We start from the raw sequence: 22,241 nt of genomic DNA on the forward strand, positions 1-22,241 counted from the left end.
CCCGTTCGCGACGATGGCGATGATGCGATTACAGGTTCGGCGACAGCGCGAGCGCGTTCGTCAGGTCGCCCATCGGCTGCGCGCCGTTCGCCTTCAGCGCGTCGTCGCGTTGCTGCAGGCCGGGCAGGCGCGGCAGCGAGAAGCGGCGCGTGATGAAGCGCAGGATCGAGCCCGTGTCGTACTGCGTGTGATCGACGAAACCCTTCTTCGCGAACGGCGACACGATCAGCGCCGGAATGCGCGTGCCCGGACCCCAGCGATCGGCGGCCGGCGGCGCAGCATGATCCCAGAAGCCGCCGTTTTCGTCGTACGTGACGATGACGACCATGTTCTTCCACTGCGGGCTCGCTTGCAGGTGTGCGATTACGTCGGCGATGTGCTGGTCGCCGGACGTCACGTCCGTATAGCCCGGGTGCTCGTTCAGGTTGCCCTGCGGCTTGTAGAACGCCACCTGCGGCAGCGTGCCGGCGTCGATCGCCTTGATGAACTCGGCGCCGTTCGCGCCGCCGTCGAGCAGGTGCTGCGCGCGGCTCGCGGTGCCCGGCGCCTGGTTCGCGAAGTAGTTGAACGGCTGATGATGCGGCTGGAAGTTCGGCGTCGACAGGTCGGCGCCGTAGATCACGTTCGACGTGCCGTTCTGGCTCGCCTGCAGCGCCTGGCCCCACGCGCCGGAGTACCACGCCCACGACACGCCGGCGTTGGTCATCAGGTCGCCGATGTTGGTCGCCGTCTGCGGCGGCATCGTCGACGGGTTGGCGGGGTCGGCGAGCAGCGGGTCGCCGCCTGCAGCCGCCTTGTTGCCGCTCGGCTGATACGCCGGCTGCATCGTGTTGACGCCGTAGAAGTCCGGCGTCAGCGCGCCGTCGTTGACGAACTTCGGCGGGCCGCTGAGCGCGGAGGCCGGCGAGTTCGTCGCGACCTTCAGCGACTTGCCGTCGGCGTTGAGCACGGCGATCTTGCCGGCCGCCGGGCTCTTGTCGGCGTTCGGGTAGTACGGTGCGCACGCGCAGATCAGGTACTGGTGGTTCAGGAACGAACCGCCGAACGCGCCCATGAAGAAGTTGTCGGCGAGCACGTACTGCTGCGCGATCTTCCACAGCGGCAGCTTCGACGGGTCCGGCGTGTAGTGGCCCATCGTCAGTCCGCCCGCATCGGTCCACGCGGCGTACATGTCGTTCTTGCCGCCGTTGATCTGCATCTGGTCCTGGTAGAAGCGGTGCACGATGTCGCGCGTCGCGATGCTCATCGACTGGTTGAAGCCGTTCGGATCGTCGATCGCGAACGGCGCGTTCGGCAGGTTCGCCGTCATCGCCTCGGTCACCGCCGGCGTGATGCCGGTCGCGGTCAGCCCGCCCCAGACCTTCGGCAGCGTCGCCATCGTCGAGCCGTCGCGATCCTTCTGCACAGAGTTCGCGGCCGTCGCATTCTGCAGGCCGTTCGCGCCGGGGAAGTTGCCGTACAGGTTGTCGAAGCTGCGGTTTTCCGCGTAGATCACGACGACGTTCTTGACGGCCGACAGGCCCTGCTGCGTGACATCGTCGCCGCCGCAGGCGGTCAGGCTGAGCGCGGCCGCAAGTGCGACCGGCGTGTAGCGAATCCAGGCGTGCTTCTTCATGCGATGTTCTCTCTCATTCGTCGTTGGTCGCGCGTGGGAACCGGGTGGCGGGAGGGCCGGCGCGCGAACCTCGCGGTACCGCCCGGCTGCGCGCATTATCTGGAACCGATTTGACAGCCGGGTGTAGGGGCGCTTTCAATTGACTGTCGGTGGAACGTCATTGACCGGTCATGGAACTGACATAAGCTTCGGCCGATTGCCCACCGCTACAAGAAGAACGACGATGCCCAGCCTTCCGAAACCCTTCGCGTCCGCGCGAACGCTGATCCCGGCCATGGCCACGCTGGCACTCGCTGCCGGACTCGGGGCGCTTGCCGGTTGCGATGCCCGGCCTGCCGCGAGTGCGTCGATTGCGTCCGTCGTGCCGGCGGTTCAGGCCGCGCCCGCAGCCCCGGCGGTCGCGCCTGCCGGCCAGCCGCAAACGCGCGCGCAGGTGTTCGAGGGCGTGAAGCAAATGACGGCACTCGGCAAGCAGCTGTTTTTCGATCCGTCGCTGTCCGGCTCCGGCAAGCTCGCGTGCGCGTCTTGCCATAGCGCAGAGCATGCATTCGGGCCGCCGAACGCGCTATCGGTGCAGCTCGGCGGCGACGACATGCACCGTACCGGCTTTCGCGCGGTGCCGTCGTTGAAGTATCTGCGCGGCATTCCGCCATTCAGCGAGCACTTCCACGATTCGCCTGACGAAGGCGACGAAAGCATCGACGCGGGGCCGACCGGCGGCCTGACCTGGGATGGCCGCGTCGACACGCGCGATGCGCAGGCGCGCATTCCGCTGACTTCGCCGTTCGAGATGAGCAGCTCGCCGGCACGCGTGGCGAAGGCGGTTCGCGCGGCGCCGTATGCCGACGCATTCCGCAAGGCGTTCGGCGATCAGGTGCTGGCCGACGACCAGGCGACGTTCGGCGCGGTGCTGCGCGCGCTCGACGCATTCCAGCAACAGCCTGCATTGTTCGATCCGTACACGAGCAAGTACGACGCCTATCTGGCAGGCCGCGCGCAGCTCACACCGGCAGAGCTGCACGGACTGCAGCTGTTCAACGACGAGAAGAAGGGCAACTGCGCGAGCTGCCACGTGAGCCAGCGCACGCTCGAGGGCGGCCCGCCGCAGTTCAGCGATTTCGGGCTGATCGCGATCGCGGTGCCGCGCAACCGCGCGCTGCCGGTCAATCGCGATCCGCGCTTCCACGATCTCGGCGCGTGCGGCCCCGAGCGGACCGACCTGAAGGGCCGCGACGAATTCTGCGGGCTGTTCCGCACGCCGTCGCTGCGCAACGTCGCGCTGCGCAAGACGTTCTTCCACAATGGCGTGTATCACTCGCTCGAGGACGTGATGCGCTTCTACGCCGAGCGCGACATCCATCCGGAGAAGTTCTACCCGGTCGTGCACGGCAAGGTGCAGATCTACGACGACTTGCCCAAGCGCTACTGGCCGAACATCAACCGCGAGCCGCCGTTCGACCGCAAGCCCGGCGATGCGCCGGCGCTGAACGCGGCCGAGATCAAGGACGTGATCGCGTTCCTGAACACGTTGACCGACGGATATCAAGCGGCGGCTGCGCCGGCGGCGCACTAGCGCGCGGTCCTTGCGGCACGCATGCTATGCTCGCTCGCTGACGGGCGTGGCGCGTGCCGGAGCGCCGGCCGCCGGATTGCCGGCCGCCGGCTCCCCGGCCGCGCGCCGCGCCGTTCGATCGAATATCCAAGGAGAACAACACATGTCGATGCGTGCATCCCTTTCCGTCGTCACGCGCGTGCTGGCCGGCGCCGCGTGCGCAGTCGCGCTGCTGCCCGTTCACGCGCAAAGCAATTTGGGCTTTCTGAACGACACGCCGCTCACCTATTTCAGCAAGGCCGATCGTGCGTCGCTGACCAAGGCCGTCGCGCAGGCGCGCGACGAAGGCAAGGACGGCGAGACCACGACGTGGCAGAGCAGCCGCAGCGGCACGCAGATCGACGCGAAGCTCACCCCGTCGACGACCGACAGCGACGGCAAAACCTGCCGCGAGATCGCGACCGAGATTGCTGCGAAGGGCCAGACGATGACGCTCAAGCCGGTGTATTGCAAGACCGCCGCGGGCAAGTGGCAGCTGCAGAAGCGCTGAGCACGCGTGCGATGAAGCGCAGCGGTGCGCCGCGCACGGTGTCGTGCGGCGTCGTGATGCTCGACGGCGCCGGTCGCGTGTTCCTCGCGCATGCGACCGACACCACGCACTGGGACATCCCGAAGGGGCAGGGCGAGCCAGGCGAGACGCCGGCCGAAGCGGCGTTGCGCGAGTTGCGCGAGGAAACCGGCATCGAGCTGGATGCTGCGCGGCTGATCGATCTCGGCCGCTTCGCGTACCGTCACGACAAGGATCTGCACCTGTTCGCGGTGCAGGTTGCGGACGATGAGATCGATCCCGCCCGCTGCACGTGCACGTCACTGTTCCCGAGCCGCCGCGACGGTTCGCTCATTCCCGAGATGGACGCGTATCGATGGACGGCGCCTGCCGATGTCGACGCATATGCGAGCCGCAGCCTCGCGCGGCTGTTTCGCACGACGCTGCCGCTCGCGGACCTGCACCGGCGCTTGATGCACGTGTGACGCCGGCGGTTTGCGCAGTGCGCTACTGGTACGTGATCCCGAACGTTGCCAGTGCCCTGACCGTGCCGGGATTTACGGCAGGACGTGTCACCACGTATTCCGCATTGAGCGCGAGTTTGCCGACGTTGGCCGAAACCGGCGCGACGTTGCCTTCCTGTCCTGTCGGCCGAATGAGCTTGTTGCCGTCGGCGTTGCGCAGATAGACGGCGATGCCCCGGGCAGTCCCGGTGTTGGCGAATGCGTTCGTGTCGTTCGAATCGGGCGTGCCCGAGAACGTGAAGGACGCACCCTTCACGCCGATGTCGCAGTTCTGTACCTGGAGCGAGAACGGAACGCGTCCGGCGGTGCCCGCGACGGCCGGGAGTTTTTGCGTCACGACCCTTGGCAGGGGCACCGTTCTGTTGTCGTCGCCGGCGCGCAGCGAGCACGTGCCTCGCGTGAACTTCACGGTGCCGCTGATCAAATGCCGGAAATTTCTGCCGGGCGTCGGGTTCACGCCGCCGATGCCATCAAGCTGAAAGACGCCATAATTGTTCAGCGTCGTCGAGCCTGACGTGCTGCCAGTACCTTTTCGGAGCAGAACGAGGGAGTAAGTGAGCTTGACAACTCTTTTCCCGTTGGCCGGTACCGTATAGCCGGTCGGAATCGCTCCACTCGATTGCGTGTAGGTTTTTCCGTTGATGACGAGGCCCACTTCCGCTCCGGTGGCGGGCTTTGCCTTCGACGGATTGACCCAGATCATGACTTCCTCTTTCATGCCGGAAAAGCATCCGAAGGTCCGCGTAAAAGTTGGGGATTGCCAAATGAGCGTGTTGTCGGGCGTCGATGCCAGAATGTACAGATCGGCGGGCAGTGTGGTCGTCGTCGTGACGGCGTTGCTTCCGTCTTCGAAGCACTCCAGGGCCCAGCCCTTTAGCGGCACGAAGAGAATCAGGGTGAGGCACAGAATATTGGCTGCACGCATGTTGCGATTGCATTAGTTAATGGCAGCCGATATTTTCGCGAGGGCGTCAGAGCAACGGTCAAGTACTAAAGCGTGCTACGCAAAGTACTAAAGATATTGAATTCATATAAGACAAAGCCGTTCAGCGCATGACTGAACGGCTTCACGGCTCGCGCCGGTTTGCATGCGGGAACGCGATGGTCGACGACGCGCGCCCCGGTTCTCAGGCCGTCAGGCCGGCTTGCCCCAGCTGTCGCGCAGCCCGACGATGCGGTTGAACACGGGCTTGCCCGGTTTCGAATCGACCCGGTCGGCAACGAAATAGCCGTGACGCTCGAACTGCAGGCGCGTTTCCGGCGCGACGTCGCCGGCCCCCGGTTCGACGAACGCCTGCGTGATCTTCTTCGAATCCGGATTCAGCGCGTCGAGGAAATTCGCGCCGCCAGCGTCCGGGTGCGGCTCCTTGAACAGCCGGTCGTAGATTCGCACTTCCGCCGGCTGCGCATGCTTCGCGCTGACCCAGTGGATGTTGCCCTTGACCTTGTAGTTGTTCGCGCCTTCGGTGCCCGATTTGCTGTCCGGGAAGTAGTTGCAGTGGACGGCCGTCACGTTGCCGTCGGCGTCCTTGTCGAAGCCGGTGCACTCGATCACGTAGCCGTAGCGCAGGCGCACCTTGTTGCCCGGGAACAGGCGGAAATAGCCCTTCGGCGGGTTCTCGACGAAGTCGTCGCGCTCGATCCACAGCTCGCGCGAGATCGGGAACGTGCGCACGCCGCGCTCCGGGTGGTGCGGATGCACGGGCGCCGTGCACGCTTCCTCGAGGTCTTCCGGATAGTTGTCGATCACGAGCTTCAGCGGGTCCAGCACGGCGACCGAACGCGGCGCCTTGTCGTCGAGGTCGTCGCGCAGCGCGCCTTCGAACACGCTCATGTCGATCCACGAATCGACCTTCGTCACGCCGATCCGCTCGCAGAACAGATGGATGCTCTCGGGCGTGAAACCGCGGCGGCGGATCCCGACGATCGTCGGCATGCGCGGGTCGTCCCAGCCGTCGACGTGCCCTTCGGTGACGAGCTGCAGCAGCTTGCGCTTGCTGGTGATCGCATAGGTGAGGTTCAGGCGCGAAAATTCGATCTGTTGCGGCAGCGGACGCGTGAACACGCCGGCATCCGCGAGCTCGTTCAGCACCCAGTCGTACAGCGGGCGATGGTCCTCGAACTCGAGCGTGCACAGCGAGTGCGTGATGCCTTCGAGCGCATCCGAAATGCAGTGCGTGTAGTCGTACATCGGATACACGCACCACGCGTCGCCGGTGCGGTAGTGATGCGCGTAGCGGATCCGGTAGATCACCGGGTCGCGCATGTTCATGTTCGGCGACGCCATGTCGATCTTCGCGCGCAGCACGTGCTCGCCTTCCTTGAACTCGCCGGCCTTCATCCGGCGGAACAGGTCGAGGTTTTCCTCGGGCGAGCGGTCGCGGAACGGCGACGGCTTGCCGCCTTCGGTCAGCGAGCCGCGATTTGCGCGCATTTCTTCCGCACTCTGGCTGTCGACGTACGCCTTGCCGCGCTTGATCAGCAGCTCCGCGAATTCATAGAGCTTGTCGTAGTAGTCGCTCGCGAAGTACTGGTGATCGACCGCTTCCTTGCGCCAGTCGAAGCCGAGCCAGCGCACCGCGTCGACGATCGAATCGACGTACTCGATGCTTTCCTTTTCCGGGTTCGTGTCGTCGAAGCGCAGGTGGCACACGCCGCCATAGTCGCGCGCGACGCTGAAGTTCAGGCAGATGCTCTTCGCGTGACCGATGTGCAGATAGCCGTTCGGCTCGGGGGGGAAGCGCGTTTCGACGCGGCCGCCCCATTTGCCGGTGCGGTTGTCGTCGTCGATGATGTTGCGAATGAAATTGGAAGCCGCGGGGGCGTCGTTGCGTTCGGTGCTCATGCGGTTGGCGTCAGGTTGTGTCGGCGCGTCGCGCCGGTTTAATCCCGTAATTCTACCTGACCGGGGTCGGGACCGCGCGGGTCGCGGCACGGCGGGCCGCCGCACCGCAATGTCCGTCGCAATATCTCGATAGTGTGTCGGCTGTAACACGACGTAAATCGGATTGCCGGTTGCGTTCGTGTTTTTCTATGATGGCTTTACCGATTCAATGCCGCCATACGCAATTGTTGCGTGGCGGGAGGACGCCAACAATCATGATGAAGAAGACCACTTTTCTCGTTCGTACCGCGGTGATCGTCGCCGCCTTGTCGCAGCTCGGCGCATGCGCGATGACCCATACGCAGCGTAATGCCGGTATCGGCGCGGCCGCGGGCGGCGCGCTCGGCTATCTGATCACCGGCGGCCCGATCGGCACGGTTGCCGGCGCGGCGGCCGGCGGCCTGGTCGGCGCCGGCGTGCGCTGATCGCAGCCGGCGCGCATGAGCGCCGGCGCGTCGCGGGGGCGTTCGGCACGCGCCGCGACCCATTGATTCGCCGCACATCCATTCCGCGATTCGACAGGCACCATCAGGGAGGAGCGGGTGTGCGACACTTCGTCGACGTCATATAACCACATTCTCCGTCGACGAATCCTTCATGAACGATTCTCTCGTTTTCGTGCTGCCGGGCTACGGCAACTCCGGCCCGCTCCACTGGCAAAGCCGCTGGGAGCGGGCCGATCCGCGTTTCGTGCGGATCGCGATGCCCGACTGGGACCGTGCGTTCCGCAACGGCTGGTGTCTCGCGCTCGACCGGGCGGTCGAGGCCGCACCCGGCCCAGTGACGATCGCCGCGCATAGCCTCGGCACGCTGACTGCCGCATGGTGGGCGACCCGCTATGCGCGGCCGGCCGCGCTCGAAAAAGTGCGCGGCGCGCTGCTCGTCGCATTGCCGGACCCGGCCGGGCCCGCGTTTCCTGCGGACGCACACGGCTTCGGGCCGGTGCCGCACGAGCGGCTCCCGTTTCCGACCTGCGTGGTCGCGAGCAGCGACGATCCGTACGGCTCGCTCGCGTTCGCGCGCGGTTGCGCGAACGCATGGGGCAGCACATTCCATGATCTCGGCCCGCGCGGGCACATCAACGCGGACAGCGGGCTCGGCGACTGGCCGCAAGCGCGCGGCTGGCTCGACGCGCTGGCGGTCGCAGCCTGACGAGTCGCACGGGCAGCCGCGGGAGCGTCAGATCGCCTGTTTCGCTTTCAGCGCCGCGATGCGCTCGGCGTCGTAGCCGAGCATGTCGCGCAGCACGTCGTCGGTCTGCGCGCCGAGCAGCGGCGGGGCCGTGCGCGCATCGGGCGGCGTTGCGCTCATCCGGATCGGATTGCGCACGAGCTTCACGTCCGCGCCGCACGGATGCGGCAGCGACACCTGCATCCCGCGCGCGATCACCTGTTCGTTGCCGAACACCTCGTCGAGTTCGTTGATCGGCCCGCACGGCACGCCGGCCGCTTCGAGCGCACCGATCCAGTCGGCCTTGCCGCGCGCCTTCACCATCTCCGCGAGGATCGGCACCAGCGTGTCGCGATGGCGCACGCGCGCCGGATTGGTCGCGAACCGTTCGTCGTCGGCGAGCCCGGGCTGCCCGCCGGCCTCGACGAACTTGCGGAACTGCCCGTCGTTGCCGACCGCGACGATGATCCAGCCGTCGCTCGTCTGGAACGTCTGATACGGCACGATGTTCGGATGCGCGTTGCCCCAGCGCACCGGCGGTTTGCCGCTCGCGAGGAAGTTGGTGTTCATGTTCGCGAGCAGCGCAACCTGCACGTCGAGCAGCGCCATGTCGATGTACTGGCCTTCGCCCGTGCGATCGCGGTGCGCGAGCGCGGCGAGCACCGCGATCGTCGAATAGAGGCCCGTCGCCAGATCGGCGATCGCGACGCCGGCTTTCTGCGGTCCGCCGCCCGGCTCGCTGTCGCGTTCGCCGGTGATGCTCATGAAGCCGCCGATTCCCTGCACGATAAAGTCGTAGCCCGCGCGGTGCGCATACGGGCCGGTCTGGCCGAAACCCGTGACCGAGCAATAGACCAGGTCCGGCTTAACCGCGCGCAGCGACTCGTAATCGAGCCCGTATTTCTTCAACTGGCCGACCTTGTAGTTCTCCAGCACGACGTCGCATTGCGCGGCGAGCTCACGCACGATCTGCTGGCCTTCGGGCGTCGCGATGTCGACGGTCACCGACCGCTTGTTGCGGTTCGCCGCGAGGTAGTACGCGGCCTCGGCCGTATCGGCGCCGGCCGCGTCCTTCAGGTACGGCGGCCCCCAGTGGCGCGTGTCGTCGCCGGCGCCGGGGCGCTCGATCTTGATCACGTCCGCGCCGAAATCGGCAAGCGTCTGCGCGCACCACGGACCCGCGAGCACGCGGGTGAGGTCCAGCACGCGGATATGGCTCAGGGCACCCATCGTCGAATCGTCTCCTTTCGTGGCTCGCCCGGCCGGAGCAAGGCGGATTGGCATGCCGAGCATCTTAAGGCGAATCGGCCGCACCGGTGGCCCATACGGGTCGTCCGGCGCGGCGGGCCGCTGCCGTCGGAGGCGCCGATCTGTATCGTATAATCGACCGTTTACGATATTTGCCCGCCGTGCGTCCGCGAGGACGGCCGGCGTTTGAAGCCGTCTCAGCCAGACATTCCCCGCACGCCATGAAAGCTGCCGAAATCCGCGAGAAATTCCTCAAATTCTTCGAATCGAAGGGCCACACGATCGTCCGCTCGTCGAGCCTCGTGCCCGGTAACGACCCCACGCTGATGTTCACGAACTCGGGCATGGTCCAGTTCAAGGATGTCTTCCTCGGCACGGACCAGCGCCCGTACTCGCGCGCGACGACCGCGCAGCGCAGCGTGCGCGCCGGCGGCAAGCACAACGACCTCGAAAACGTCGGCTATACGGCGCGCCACCACACGTTCTTCGAGATGCTCGGCAACTTCTCGTTCGGCGACTACTTCAAGCACGACGCGATCCGCTTCGCATGGGAGCTGCTGACCGAGGTCTACAAGCTGCCGAAGGAAAAGCTGTGGGTCACCGTCTATCAGGAAGACGACGAGGCGTACGACATCTGGGCGAAGGAAGTCGGCGTGCCGACCGAGCGGATCATCCGGATCGGCGACAACAAGGGCGCGCGCTACGCGTCGGACAACTTCTGGACGATGGGCGACACCGGCCCGTGCGGCCCGTGTACCGAAATCTTCTACGACCACGGCCCGGAGGTGTGGGGCGGGCCGCCGGGGTCGCCTGAAGAGGACGGCGATCGCTACATCGAAATCTGGAACCTCGTGTTCATGCAGTTCAATCGCGACGCGCAGGGCAACATGACGCGCCTGCCGAAGCAGTCGGTCGACACCGGCATGGGCCTCGAGCGTCTCGCCGCGGTGCTGCAGCACGTGCACAGCAACTACGAGATCGACCTGTTCCAGAACCTGATCAAGGCCGCCGCGCGCGTGACCGAGATCACCGACCTCACGAACAACTCGCTGAAGGTGATCGCCGACCACATCCGCGCGTGCTCGTTCCTGATCGTCGACGGCGTGATTCCGGGCAACGAAGGCCGCGGCTACGTGCTGCGCCGGATCGTGCGCCGCGCGATCCGCCACGGCTACAAGCTCGGCCGCAAGGGCGCGTTCTTCCACAAGCTGGTGGCCGACCTCGTCGCCGAGATGGGCGCGGCGTACCCGGAGCTGAAGGAAGCCGAACAGCGCGTGACCGACGTGCTGCGTCAGGAAGAGGAACGCTTCTTCGAAACGATCGAGCACGGGATGTCGATCCTCGAGGCGGCGCTCGCCGAGGTCGAAGCGAAGGGCGGCAAGGTGCTCGACGGCGAACTCGCGTTCAAGCTGCACGACACGTACGGCTTCCCGCTCGACCTCACGGCGGACGTTTGCCGCGAGCGCGGGATGACGGTCGACGAGCCGGCGTTCGACGACGCGATGGCGCGCCAGCGCGAGCAGGCGCGCGCGGCCGGCAAGTTCAAGGCGACGCAGGGGCTCGAATACTCGGGCGCCAAGACCACGTTCCACGGCTACGAGGAAATCGCGTTCGACGACGCGAAGGTCGTCGCGCTGTACGTCGACGGTTCGGCCGTCGACGAAGTGAAGGCCGGCCAGGATGCGGTCGTCGTGCTCGACCACACGCCGTTCTACGCGGAATCGGGCGGCCAGGTCGGCGACCAGGGTGTGCTCGCGAACGCCGCGACGCGCTTTGCGGTGGCCGACACGCTGAAGGTGCAGGCCGACGTGATCGGCCACCACGGCACGCTCGAGCAGGGCGCGCTCAAGGTCGGCGACGTGCTGCGCGCGGAGATCGACGCGCACCGCCGTGCGCGCACGCAGCGCAACCACTCGGCAACGCACCTGATGCACAAGGCGCTGCGCGAAGTGCTCGGCTCGCACGTGCAGCAGAAGGGCTCGCTCGTCGACGCGGAAAAGACCCGCTTCGACTTTGCGCACAACGCGCCGATGACCGACGACGAAATCCGTCGCGTCGAGCAGATCGTCAACGACGAGATCCTGGCCAACGCGCCCGGCATCGTGCGCGTGATGCCGTACGACGAAGCGGTGAAGGGCGGTGCGATGGCGCTGTTCGGCGAGAAATACGGCGATGAAGTGCGCGTGCTCGACCTCGGCTTCTCGCGCGAACTGTGCGGCGGCACGCACGTGCACCGCACCGGCGACATCGGCCTGTTCAAGATCGTGATGGAAGGCGGTGTCGCGGCCGGCATCCGCCGCGTCGAGGCGATCACCGGCGACAACGCGGTGCGCTACGTGCAGGAGCTCGACGCGCGCGTGAACGAAGCCGCGGCCGCGCTGAAGGCGCAGCCGTCGGAACTCACTCAGCGCATCGCGCAGGTGCAGGACCAGGTGAAGGCGCTCGAGAAGGAGCTCGGCGCGCTGAAGTCGAAGCTCGCATCGAGCCAGGGCGACGAGCTCGCGCAGCAGGCCGTCGAAGTCGGCGGCGTGTACGTGCTGGCTGCGACGCTCGACGGCGCCGACGCGAAGACGCTGCGCGAAACGGTCGACAAGCTGAAGGACAAGCTTAAGAACGCGGCAATCGTGCTCGCGGCGGTCGAAGGCGGCAAGGTCAGCCTGATTGCCGGCGTCACGCCGGACGCGAGCAAGAAGGTCAAGGCCGGCGAGCTCGTGAACTTCGTCGCGCAGCAGGTCGGCGGCAAGGGCGGCGGCCGCCCGGACATGGCGCAGGCAGGCGGCACGGATCCGGCGAATCTGCCGGGCGCGCTCGCGGGCGTGAAGGGCTGGATCGAAGAACGTCTTTGATCTGCGTCGCTGATGATGCGGTGCGGTCGGGCTGACCGCGTCTCGCCACATCGCTGCGCATCAAAAAACGACCCGATCGGTACGTGTGCCGGTCGGGTCGTTTCGTTTCTGGCGGGCGTGAACGGTGAATCGCGCATCGGCGGCCGCGCGGGCTGCCGACTCAGGCGGGTTTCACCAACTCAGACCGACACCGCCGCGTTTTCCTTTGCCGCTGCGCTCGTCTCCGGCGCCGCTTCGGTGAGCGCATCGCGCAGCGCGGCAAGTGCCGCGGACGCGTAACCGCGCCGCCACGCGAGCAGCGTGTCGATCGTGCCGAGCTCCGCGATCGCGTGGATCGCGACGTTGCCGGTTTGCGGCTGCAGGTCGAGCACCGAACGCGGCGCGACCGCGATACCCGCCCCGGCCGCGACGCACGCGACGATCGCGTGATACGAGCCGAGTTCGAGCGCGCGCGCCGGCTTCATCCCGTACGCCGCATACCATTGCTCGACGTATTTCCGGTACGCGCAGCCGCGCTCGAACGCGATCAGCGTCGGCAGCATCACGTCGCGCGGCGTGCGCACCGGCGGATGGCCGCGCGGCGTCAGCAGCACCAGTTCCTCGCGGTAGACCGGCACCGTTTCGAACGTGTCGGGCAGCGTATCCGGCGCGGGCGGCCGCGCGAACAGCGCCGCATCGATCTCGAAGTCGCGCACGCGGTCGATCAGCCAGCCGGTCGTGCCGGTCACGAGCTCCAGCGATACGTCCGGCCACGCATGGTGATAGCGCGCGAGCACGGCCGGCAGCCGGCTCGCGGCCGTGCTCTCCATCGTGCCGAGCCGCAACCGGCCGCGCGGCGAGTCCTCGCGCACCGCGTCGCGCGCCTCGTCGGCGAGCGCGAGCAGCCGCTCCGCATACGGCAGCAGCGTGTGGCCGGCCGGCGTCAGCACGAGCCGTCGCCCGTCGCGAACGAACAGCGCCGCACCGAGTTCCTCCTCGAGCTGCTTGATGCGCGTCGTCACGTTCGACTGCACGCGATTGAGCTTCGCCGCCGCGCGCGTCACGCCGTTCTCGCGCACGACGGCCCGGAAAATCGCCAGCGCCGCCAGATCCATGATTCTCTCCTGGAGATATGCGGATTCTTCATTATTCATTTTTCGAGAACGTTAGGTCAAGCTACGATACAGGCGTTCCCATTTCCGTTCGGGCGGCGCGCAGCGCGCGCGGCCCATGCCGCCATGTCCCGTTTCGAGGTTTCCGGCGCTGCCGACGGCGCGCAACTGCACGACGACGCCCAACGCCGCGCCCGCGCGGCAGCGCTTGCCTGCATGACCGGACTTGCGGTCGCGCTCGGCGTCGGTCGCTTTGCATTCACGCCGTTGCTGCCGTTGATGCTCGCCGACGGCTCGATCGGCTTGAAAGCCGGCAGCTGGCTCGCGTCCGCAAACTACGCGGGCTATTTCGTCGGCGCCGTCAGTTGCGCGGCCGTGCGCGTCGCGCCGGCGCGGATGGTGCGCTTCGGGCTGGCCGCGACCGTGCTGCTGACCGCCGCGATGGGCATCGGGCACGTGTTGTCGGCGTGGCTCGTGGTGCGGTTCGTCGCGGGCGTCGTCAGCGCGTGGACGTTCGTGTTCGTGTCGCAATGGGGGTTGCGGCGACTCAGTGAGCTGCACGCGCCGCAGTGGAGCGGCGTGATCTACGCGGGGCCCGGTGTCGGCATCGTGCTGACCGGATTGATCGGCAGCGCGCTGGCCGGTCATCGCGCCGCGCCCGGGTGGCTGGGGTTCGCGGCGTTGTCTGCGGGGCTGTCGGTTGCGATATGGCGTACGTTCGGCGGCACGGCGGCGTCGACATCGACAGTCGGGCCATCGGCTCTATCGTCGGCGCCGGCGATCACGACGGCTCCTCCTGCGGCTTCGCACGCGACGCGCCATCGTCGCGGCGATGCCGCGTGGCTCGTCGCGCTGTACGGGATGCCGGGCTTCGGCTACATCATCACCGCGACATTCCTGCCGGTGATCGCGCGCGCCGCGCTGCCGCCCGGCTCGCCGTGGCCGGACCTGTTCTGGCCGATGTTCGGCGCGGCGCTGATCGTCGGCGCGATCGCGGCGTCGCGGCTGCCCGCTCACTGGGACAACCGGCTGCTGCTCGCGGCCGGCTGCGCGACGCAGGCGCTCGGGATCGCCGCGGGAATCGTATGGCCGAGCGCGGCCGGCTTCTCGGCCGGCAGCGCGCTGCTCGGCCTGCCGTTCACCGCGATCACGCTGTTCGCGATGCGCGAAGCGCGGCGTCTGCACGGCGAACGCGCGGCCGGGCTGATGGGCTATGCGACTGCGTCCTACGGTGTCGGGCAGATCCTCGGCCCGCTCGTCGCGGCGCCGCTCACTGCGCGGTTCGGGTCGTTCTCGCCGGCGTTGTGGGTCGCAGCGGGTGCATTGCTCGTCGGCGCCGCCGGCTTCGCGGCGACCGCCGTGCGCGGGCCACGCGCACACCCGCAACCCTGACGTCGGCGGGGCCGGATCGTCTGCGGCGCGGTCAAACTCGCTAGAATGAAGCCTTTCCCGCGCCGAGCGGGCGTCCGACGCGGCCGTACGGCGGCGCGAGACGCCCGCCAGATCCTCATCGATGACCACCGCCGACTACCGCTTTTGCCCGCGCTGCGCGCGCCCCCTCACCGAGCGCGCCGATCCCGAACACGAGGGCGGGCGCGTCCGCAAGGCCTGCCCGGACGAGCTGTGCGGCTACGTGCACTGGAACAATCCGCTGCCGGTGGTCGCCGCGATCGTCGAGCTCGACGGCAAGATCCTGCTCGCGCGCAACGCAGCGTGGCCGGAAGGGATGTTCGCGCTGATTACCGGCTTCCTCGAAAACGGCGAGACGCCCGAAGACGGCATCGCGCGCGAGGTGTTCGAGGAAACCGCGCTGAAGGCCGAGCAGGTGACGCTCGTGGGCGTGTATGAGTTCATCCGCAAGAACGAGCTGATCATCGCTTATCACGTGCGCGCGTCGGGCACCGTCGCACTGTCGCCGGAGCTGCTCGAGTATCGGCTCGTCGATCCGCCGCTGTTGCGCCCTTGGCGTGCCGGCACCGGCTACGCGCTGGCCGACTGGATGCGCGCGCGCGGCCTCGATTTCGAATTCGTCGACCGAGCGGGGCAGTGACGCGTCGCGCCGCTTCCCGCACGTCGTTCGCCGCGCCGCGCACGGCCGCGACGCAGCATCCGCACGTTCGCCCGCAAGCCGCGCCGCACGGCGTCCACGCAACGTCGGGTTCGCTTGCGCCGCCGTCTGCCGCATCTTCGTTCCCTTCGTCCCCCTGAGCGCCATCGCCATGTCCGACAAGCCGCAGCCGCGTCCCCGCGACGCCTATCGCCACTTCCTGCCGATCACGACCCGCTGGATGGACAACGATGTCTACGGGCACGTGAACAACGTCGTCTACTACAGCTACTTCGATACCGTCGTGAACGAGTACCTGATCCGCGCGGGGGTGCTCGACGTCGAGCACGGGCAGACGATCGGCCTCGTGGTGGAAACGCAGTGCAACTACTTTGCGCCGCTCGTGTTTCCGCAGTCGGTCGACGCGGGGCTGCGCGTCGCGAAGCTCGGTACGTCGAGCGTGCGCTACGAGATCGGGCTGTTCGCGGCGGGCGAAACGTCTCCGGCCGCGCAAGGGCATTTCGTGCACGTATACGTCGATCGCGGCACGCGCCGTCCGGTGCCGCTGCCGGACGCGTTGCGCGCGGCGCTCGAGCCGCTCGCCGTCTGACGGCCGCGCGGCGGTGCACGTGTTCGCGCTCCAGGCGTTCAACGGCCTCAGCTACGGATTGCTGCTGTTCATGCTGTCGGCCGGCCTCACGCTGATCTTCAGCGTGCAGGGCGTGCTCAACTTCGCGCACGCGAGCTTCTACATGCTCGGCGCCTACATCGGCTACAGCGTCGCAGCCCGCGCCGGCTTCTGGGCCGCGCTCGTGCTCGCGCCGCTCGCGGTGGGGCTGATCGGCGCCGGCTGCGAGCGCTGGCTGCTGCGCCGCGTGCAGGCGCGCGGCGGCCACACGAGCGAACTGCTGCTGACCTTCGGCCTCGCATACCTGATCGGCGAGGGCGCGAAACTCGTGTGGGGCCTCGCGCCGCTGCCGGCCCCGGTTCCGCCTCTGCTCGACGGCGCACCCGTGACCGTGTTCGACGTCGCGCTGCCGCGCTATCGGCTGTTCATGATGGCGATGTCCGCGGCGATGCTGGTCGCGCTCGGCGCATTGCTGCGTGCGTCGCGGATAGGGCTCGTCGTGCGCGCCGCGCTTACGCACCGCGCGGCCGTCGAGGCGCTCGGCTACGACGTGCCGCGCATGATGACGGGCCTGTTCGGTGCGGGTACCGCGCTCGCGGCGCTCGCCGGCGTAATCGGCGCGCCGCTTGCGGTGATCGAACCGGCACTGGCCGAGACCGTCGGCTCGGTCGTGTTCGCGGTCGTCGTGATCGGCGGGCTCGGCTCGCTCGGCGGCGCGTTCGTCGCGTCGCTCGCAGTCGGTTTCGCGCAGACCTTCGCCGCATCCGGCGACGCGTCGCTGCGCGACGTCGCGCAATGGGCCGGTGTCGCGCTGCCCGACAGCGTAGCCGCCGTGTCGATCGCGCAGCTGGCGCCGCTGGTGCCGTACCTGCTGCTCGTCGCGGTGCTGGTTGCACGCCCGCGCGGGTTGTCCGGCGAGCGTGTCGATGGCTAGCCGCAAGTGGGCCGGCGCGCTGCGCTGGGGGCTGTTCGCCGCGTGCGTCGCGCTGCCTGCGTGGCTGTGGCCGCATGGCGCGGTGCTCGGCTATCTCGCGCAGACGGCGGCGCTCGTCGTGCTCGCGCTGTCGTACAACCTGCAGCTCGGCACGACCGGGCTGCTGTCGTTCGGCCATGCCGCGTTCGCGGGTCTCGGCGCGTTCGCCGCCGCGCACTGGTTCAATCATGTGGGCGGTCCGCTGCCGCTGTTGCCGCTCGTCGGCGGCATGGCCGGCGCGGGCTTCGGGTTCGTCGCCGGGTTGCTGGCCACGCGGCGCGCGGGCACCGTGTTCGCGATGATCACGCTCGGCCTCGGCGAATGCGTCGCGGCCGCCGCATGGAGCGTGCCCGCGTGGTTCGGCGGGGTCGGCGGCGTGCCGATCGACCGCGCGAGCGGCACGCCGGTGGGCGGCTGGAATTTCGGCGCGCAAGCGCAGGCCTACGCGGTGATCGCCGCGTGGTGCATCGTGTCGGCGCTGGCGATGCACGCGCTCACGCGCACGCCGCTCGCACGGCTCGCGAACGCGGTGCGCGACAACCCGGCGCGCGTCGCGGCGCTCGGCACCGAGCCGCGCCGCGTGCGGCTCGCGATGGTCACGTGCGCGTCGTTCTTCGCAGGCGTTGCGGGCACGCTCACGCTGATCGACGTCGAGGTCGCGACGCCAGACAGCGTATCGATGGCGCGCTCGGCGACCGTGCTGATCGCCGCGGTAATCGGCGGCACCGGCGCGTTCTTCGGTCCGGCGGCCGGCGCCGTCGTGCTGACCGCGCTGAGCGTCGTCGTCGCGGGCGTGTCGCGTGCGTGGGCGTTGTATCTCGGCGTGCTGTTCGTCGCGGTCGTCATCGCCGCGCCGCGCGGCATCGCGGGCGTCGCGCATACGCTCGTGCATGCGTTGCGCCGCGGCGCGACTGCCGCCGAGCGCTGGCGCGCACTGTGTGGCGTCGGCGCGGGCGTGTTCTGGGCGGTCGCGATCGTTTGCGCGGCCGAACTCGGCTATGCGTGGCGCTTCGCGCAGGACGACGGCGCGGGACTCGCGTTCGGCGTGTGGGGTATCGATGCCGATGCACCGGCCGGCTGGGTCGTCGCGTGCTCGGCGGCCGGCATCGGCACGCTGCTGTGGGGGTGGCGCGCACGATTGACGAATCACGCACATGGCGGGCAGGGGGATGCGCGATGAACGGCAACGCGATCGCGCTGCACGGAATCGTCCAGCGCTTCGGCGCACAAACGGTGCTCGACGGAATCGATCTGAGCGTGTCGGCTGGTGAGCGGCATGCACTGATCGGGCCGAACGGCGCGGGCAAGTCGACGCTGTTCAACGTGATCGCCGGCGCGACGCGGCCGACGCGCGGGCGCGTCGTGCTGCATGGCGTCGAGCTGCGCGGGCGGGGGCCGGTCGCCGCGAGCCGGCTCGGCATCGGCCGCAGTTTCCAGCAGACGAGCGCGTTCGCGCGGCTGAGCGTGTTCGACAACCTGCGCTGCGCGGCGCTGCACGCGCCGGCCGAGCGGCGCCGCTGGTGGAACCGGCTGCGCGAGTCGGTATCGGTCGATCGCGCGGCCGGGCGCGTGCTGCACGACATCGGCCTCGGCGCGCGTCGCGATGTGCTCGCCGGCGAACTGGGCTATGCGGAACAGCGCGCGCTCGATCTCGGCATTGCGCTCGCGAGCGGCGCCCGCACGCTGTTGCTCGACGAACCGACGGCCGGCATGAACCGCGACCAGGCGGCGCGGATGATCGCGCTGATCCGCGCGACGACGCAGGGCCGCACGGTAGTGATGATCGAGCACGACATGGAGACGGTGTTCGGCTTCGCCGAGCGCATCACGGTGCTCGTGCGCGGCGCGGTCGTCGCGACCGGCGCGCCCGACGCGATCCGCACGGACCCCGCGGTGCGCGCCGCATATCTGGGCCGGCACGCATGAGCGCGCTGCTCGACATTCGCGGGCTGCGCGCGTGGTACGGGATGCAGCCGGTGCTCGACGGCGTCGACCTCGCGCTCGCGCCCGGCGAGACGCTCGCGCTGCTCGGCCGCAACGGCTCGGGCCGCTCGACGCTCGCTAAAGCCGTGATGGGGCTCGTGCGCACGGCGGGCTCGGTGCGCATCGCCGGGATGGAATGCGCAGGCGCGCGCACGTTCGAGATCGCGCGGCGCGGCGTCGCTTACGTTGCCGAAAGCCGCGACGTGTTTCCACTGCTCACCGTGCGCGACAACCTGCGGCTCGGGCTGCGCGGCATGAACGGCGCTGCCGGACGCGTGGCGCTCGACCGGCTGCTCGCGCGGTTTCCGCTGCTGGCCGCCCGTGCCGACGTGAAGGCCGGCCGCCTGTCGGGCGGCGAACAGCAGGTGCTCGCGCTCGTGCGCGCGCTCGCCGGCGGTCCGCGCGTGCTGATCGTCGACGAACCGGTCGAGGGGCTCGCGCCGCTTGCGGCTGATGAGGTCGGCGCGTGCCTTGCGGCGCTGCAGGCCGACGGCGTCGCGATCCTGCTGATCGAGCAACGATTGCAACTCGCGCCGCGGCTCGCGCAGCGCGTCGCGGTAATGGGGCGGGGACGCATCGTCTACGACGGTTCGCTCGACGGGCTCGGCGGCGACGTCGTCGGTGCATGGCTGAGCGCCGGCTGAGCGTGCGCGGATGCCGGGTCGCCGACGCGCATGTCGCCTACGCGCACGTCGCCTACGCGCATGTCGCCGATTGTTCGTCAAACTCCGCCAGTCAATTCGTGTCGAGCCGCTTTATCGCCGCGGCGCAAACCGCGAAGATTGCCAGCAAGGCCGGTGCAGCGCACCACGCGCGACCGGTACCCATCCATCGAAGTGTTCCGACTGAGGAATGAAATCATGAGCAAGCTGGCAGGCAAGGTCGCGATCGTCACGGGCGCATCCAAGGGCATCGGCGCAGCCATTGCAAAGGCGCTGGCCGCCGAAGGCGCGTCGGTCGTCGTCAACTACGCGAGCAGCAAGGCAGGCGCCGACGCGGTCGTCGGTGCGATCGTCGAAGCGGGCGGCCGCGCGGTCGCCGTCGGCGGCGACGTGTCGAAGGCCGCGGACGCGCAGCGCATCGTCGACACCGCGATCGACACCTATGGCCGTCTCGACGTACTGGTCAACAACTCCGGCGTGTACGAGTTCGCGCCGCTCGAAGCGATCACCGAAGAGCATTATCGCCGTCAGTTCGACACGAACGTGTTCGGTCTGCTGCTGACGACGCAGGCGGCCGCCAAGCATCTCGGCGAAGGCGCGAGCATCATCAACATCAGCTCGGTCGTGACGAGCATCACGCCGCCGGCGAGCGCGGTGTACAGCGGCACCAAGGGCGCGGTCGACGCGATCACCGGCGTGCTCGCGCTCGAACTCGGCCCGCGCAAGATCCGCGTGAACGCGATCAACCCGGGGATGGTCGTGACCGAAGGCACGCACACCGCGGGCATTATCGGTTCGGACCTCGAAGCGCAGGTGCTCGGCCAGACGCCGCTTGGCCGCCTCGGCGAGCCGAACGACATCGCGTCGGTTGCCGTCTTCCTTGCATCGGACGATGCGCGCTGGATGACCGGCGAACACGTCGTGGTGAGCGGCGGGTTGAACTGACCGGATGGCGTTGCCGCGCGAACGGTGCGCGTGCGCCGTTCGCGCCGTCATCCGGCGGCGCGCACCGCGCGCTGTTATGCACTCATCGCCAGCGCAGTTGCGCCGACGTGCCACCGCAAGCATTCGATGACGAGCGCGTGGTTGGCTTCGGAGCCGAGCCCGGCGATGGCCGTCGCGCCGACGATGCCGGCGCCGGCGACGCGCAACGGCACGCCGCCGCCGTCGAGCGCGTAGTCGTCTTCCGACAAACCCTGCGACCGCAGCGACCAGCCGGCACGGCGAAAGCCCGCGCCGACCGCGAGCGAACTTCGGCCGAAACGCAGCACCGTATTCTGCCGGCGGCGGATCGCGTCGCTGTCGTGCGCTCCGCTGCCGTCGAGCGCGCAATAGAACAGCGGCGTCTCGTCGCCGACGATGCCGACCGCAATCGGCAGCCCGCGTCGTGACGCGATATTGACGGCGATTTCTCCGATTCGACGGGCGACGGCCGCATTGAAGTGCGGCAGCAGCAGGTTCGACGCATCGTCGTCGAAGGCGTCGGGTTCGGCGCGAAAGAGTGACGTCACCATGGCGGCTCCGTAGCGTGGCCGGCACCGCACGCGCGTGCCGGGCGTCGCATCGTCACGGGCCGCGCGGGCCCGTCTTCCATTCAGTGCTCGGACGATTCCGTACGTCAGCGCTTCGGCGTCGCGTCGAGCATCCATTCGTGCGCGGGATCGTTCTTGAACGCCCATGCGCGGCTCGGCCCGGCCATCACGTTCAGGTAGTACAGGTTGTAGCCGTGCGGTGCGACCACCGGGTGATAGCCGCGCGGCACCATCACGACGTCGTGGTTCTCGACCGCGCACGCTTCGTCGAGGCTGCGATCGTCGGTGTACACGCGCTGGAACGCGAAGCCCTGCGGCGGATCGATCCGGTGGTAATAGGTTTCCTCGAGCGACGTCTCGTCGGGCGCCGCGTCGCGATCGTGCTTGTGCGGCGGATAGCTGCTCGAATGGCTCGCGGGCGTGATCACTTCGACGACCAGCAACCGGTCAGCGGCCGGGTTGTCGCCCATCAGGATGTCGCACACGTAGCGCGTGTTGGTGCCTTGCCCGCGCACCGCACGGCGCATCCGTTCGCCGTCGAGGCGCTGCACGCGCTTGTCGCCGCTCTCGTACGGCGCGGTGCACAGTGCGACTTCTGCGTCGCGCGTCGCGACCAGCGTGACCGTCTTGCCGCCCGGCACGTACAGCGCGTCCGGCGACACTTCCTCGAATACGCTGTCGCGCTTGCCGAGCGCGTCGTAGGTTTCGCCGTCGACTTCGGCGCGCACCGTGCCCGTCAGTACGACCACGCACAGCTCGCGCGCGCCCGTATCGACCGTTTCGGTATCGCCGGCTTTCAGGCGCAGCGCGCGAAAGCCGACGTGCTTCCAGCCGGCCGACTCCGGCGTGACGTTGCAGATTTCGCGCTCCGGCGACGCCTTGACCAGCAGGGGAGAAATCGTCATGGAATGAGGCTCCTCGATGAGATGACGGCGCTCG

General features: G+C 68.3%; 21 protein-coding genes. 14 read left to right on the forward strand and 7 right to left on the reverse strand.

The genetic code is table 11. The features are described from left to right. Positions 1–28: 28 nt before the first annotated feature. A complete protein-coding gene (locus KDW55_RS03145) occupies positions 29–1,615 on the reverse strand; it encodes an acid phosphatase (RefSeq protein ID WP_212161536.1) in 1,587 nt (528 codons plus the stop codon). Positions 1,616–1,838: 223 nt separating this feature from the next. Between KDW55_RS03145 and KDW55_RS03150 the strand changes: the two genes are divergently transcribed. The 3 genes from KDW55_RS03150 (at position 1,839) to KDW55_RS03160 (ending at position 4,199) form a co-directional block, all read left to right on the forward strand. Next, complete coding sequence (locus tag KDW55_RS03150; protein WP_069241284.1) at positions 1,839–3,188, forward strand: cytochrome c peroxidase; 1,350 nt, start codon at positions 1,839–1,841, stop codon at positions 3,186–3,188. Positions 3,189–3,330: 142 nt separating this feature from the next. Further along, the gene (locus tag KDW55_RS03155) at positions 3,331–3,717 is read left to right on the forward strand and encodes an RT0821/Lpp0805 family surface protein (protein WP_059547493.1); all 387 of its coding nucleotides are present in this window, start codon (positions 3,331–3,333) and stop codon (positions 3,715–3,717) included. A gap of 11 nt (positions 3,718–3,728) precedes the next feature. Beyond that, entirely contained in the window at positions 3,729–4,199 is a 471-nt protein-coding gene (locus KDW55_RS03160; protein WP_059547560.1) for an NUDIX hydrolase, read from the forward strand. Positions 4,200–4,221: 22 nt separating this feature from the next. On the opposite strand, the gene KDW55_RS03165 is transcribed toward KDW55_RS03160, so the two are convergent. Then, positions 4,222–5,163, reverse strand: a complete 942-nt coding sequence (locus KDW55_RS03165) for a fimbrial protein (protein WP_059547496.1) — start codon at positions 5,161–5,163, stop codon at positions 4,222–4,224. Between the two features lie 210 nt (positions 5,164–5,373). Further along, on the reverse strand, positions 5,374–7,083 hold the full coding sequence (locus tag KDW55_RS03170) for a glutamine--tRNA ligase/YqeY domain fusion protein (protein ID WP_040143968.1): 1,710 nt from the start codon (positions 7,081–7,083) through the stop codon (positions 5,374–5,376). Between the two features lie 254 nt (positions 7,084–7,337). On the opposite strand from KDW55_RS03170, the gene KDW55_RS03175 reads away from it, so the two are divergent. Together KDW55_RS03175 and KDW55_RS03180 are read left to right on the forward strand one after the other, a co-directional pair. Continuing rightward, positions 7,338–7,547 carry an ornithine acetyltransferase gene (locus tag KDW55_RS03175; RefSeq protein WP_006476248.1) on the forward strand — a complete coding sequence of 70 codons (210 nt, stop codon included), beginning with the start codon at positions 7,338–7,340 and terminating at the stop codon, positions 7,545–7,547. Between the two features lie 172 nt (positions 7,548–7,719). Then, positions 7,720–8,274 carry an alpha/beta hydrolase gene (locus KDW55_RS03180; protein ID WP_040143969.1) on the forward strand — a complete coding sequence of 185 codons (555 nt, stop codon included), beginning with the start codon at positions 7,720–7,722 and terminating at the stop codon, positions 8,272–8,274. Between the two features lie 27 nt (positions 8,275–8,301). Here KDW55_RS03180 and KDW55_RS03185 read toward each other — a convergent pair whose 3' ends face one another. Continuing rightward, a complete protein-coding gene (locus KDW55_RS03185; RefSeq protein WP_040143970.1) occupies positions 8,302–9,522 on the reverse strand; it encodes a CaiB/BaiF CoA-transferase family protein in 1,221 nt (406 codons plus the stop codon). A gap of 239 nt (positions 9,523–9,761) precedes the next feature. Here KDW55_RS03185 and alaS point away from each other — a divergent pair, with 239 nt between their 5' ends. Next, a complete protein-coding gene (alaS, locus tag KDW55_RS03190) occupies positions 9,762–12,386 on the forward strand; it encodes an alanine--tRNA ligase (protein WP_040143971.1) in 2,625 nt (874 codons plus the stop codon). Positions 12,387–12,565: 179 nt separating this feature from the next. Here alaS and KDW55_RS03195 read toward each other — a convergent pair whose 3' ends face one another. After that, positions 12,566–13,480, reverse strand: coding sequence for a LysR substrate-binding domain-containing protein (locus KDW55_RS03195; RefSeq protein ID WP_212161539.1), 915 nt, complete (start codon positions 13,478–13,480; stop codon positions 12,566–12,568). A 123-nt stretch (positions 13,481–13,603) separates the two neighbouring features. Here KDW55_RS03195 and KDW55_RS03200 point away from each other — a divergent pair, with 123 nt between their 5' ends. From KDW55_RS03200 to KDW55_RS03235, 8 genes are all read left to right on the forward strand, one after another. After that, on the forward strand, positions 13,604–14,869 hold the full coding sequence (locus KDW55_RS03200; RefSeq protein ID WP_052111038.1) for a YbfB/YjiJ family MFS transporter: 1,266 nt from the start codon (positions 13,604–13,606) through the stop codon (positions 14,867–14,869). A 121-nt stretch (positions 14,870–14,990) separates the two neighbouring features. Next, positions 14,991–15,527 (forward strand): NUDIX domain-containing protein, encoded by a 537-nt coding sequence (locus tag KDW55_RS03205; protein ID WP_040143973.1) that lies wholly within the window; start codon positions 14,991–14,993, stop codon positions 15,525–15,527. Positions 15,528–15,696: 169 nt separating this feature from the next. Then, positions 15,697–16,134: a thioesterase family protein gene (locus KDW55_RS03210; RefSeq protein WP_040143974.1), complete on the forward strand. Its 438-nt coding sequence runs from the start codon at positions 15,697–15,699 to the stop codon at positions 16,132–16,134. A gap of 13 nt (positions 16,135–16,147) precedes the next feature. Next, positions 16,148–17,086 carry a branched-chain amino acid ABC transporter permease gene (locus KDW55_RS03215; protein WP_212197858.1) on the forward strand — a complete coding sequence of 313 codons (939 nt, stop codon included), beginning with the start codon at positions 16,148–16,150 and terminating at the stop codon, positions 17,084–17,086. Continuing rightward, entirely contained in the window at positions 17,079–18,305 is a 1,227-nt protein-coding gene (locus KDW55_RS03220) for a branched-chain amino acid ABC transporter permease (protein ID WP_059547508.1), read from the forward strand. Before KDW55_RS03215 ends, KDW55_RS03220 begins: the two co-directional genes overlap by 8 nt. Further along, positions 18,302–19,051: an ABC transporter ATP-binding protein gene (locus tag KDW55_RS03225; RefSeq protein WP_040143977.1), complete on the forward strand. Its 750-nt coding sequence runs from the start codon at positions 18,302–18,304 to the stop codon at positions 19,049–19,051. The genes KDW55_RS03220 and KDW55_RS03225 overlap by 4 nt, the downstream gene beginning before the upstream one ends. Then, positions 19,048–19,752: an ABC transporter ATP-binding protein gene (locus KDW55_RS03230; protein ID WP_040143978.1), complete on the forward strand. Its 705-nt coding sequence runs from the start codon at positions 19,048–19,050 to the stop codon at positions 19,750–19,752. The genes KDW55_RS03225 and KDW55_RS03230 overlap by 4 nt, the downstream gene beginning before the upstream one ends. A 216-nt stretch (positions 19,753–19,968) precedes the next feature. Beyond that, on the forward strand, positions 19,969–20,715 hold the full coding sequence (locus KDW55_RS03235; protein ID WP_040143979.1) for a glucose 1-dehydrogenase: 747 nt from the start codon (positions 19,969–19,971) through the stop codon (positions 20,713–20,715). Positions 20,716–20,789: 74 nt separating this feature from the next. On the opposite strand, the gene KDW55_RS03240 is transcribed toward KDW55_RS03235, so the two are convergent. Together KDW55_RS03240 and iolB are read right to left on the reverse strand one after the other, a co-directional pair. Continuing rightward, positions 20,790–21,284 (reverse strand): heme-degrading domain-containing protein, encoded by a 495-nt coding sequence (locus tag KDW55_RS03240; RefSeq protein WP_040143980.1) that lies wholly within the window; start codon positions 21,282–21,284, stop codon positions 20,790–20,792. Between the two features lie 104 nt (positions 21,285–21,388). After that, positions 21,389–22,207, reverse strand: a complete 819-nt coding sequence (iolB, locus tag KDW55_RS03245) for a 5-deoxy-glucuronate isomerase (RefSeq protein ID WP_212197859.1) — start codon at positions 22,205–22,207, stop codon at positions 21,389–21,391. Positions 22,208–22,241 lie beyond the last annotated feature (34 nt).

This window comes from Burkholderia sp. AU19243 (assembly GCF_018148075.1).
GTDB lineage: Bacteria > Pseudomonadota > Gammaproteobacteria > Burkholderiales > Burkholderiaceae > Burkholderia > Burkholderia latens_A.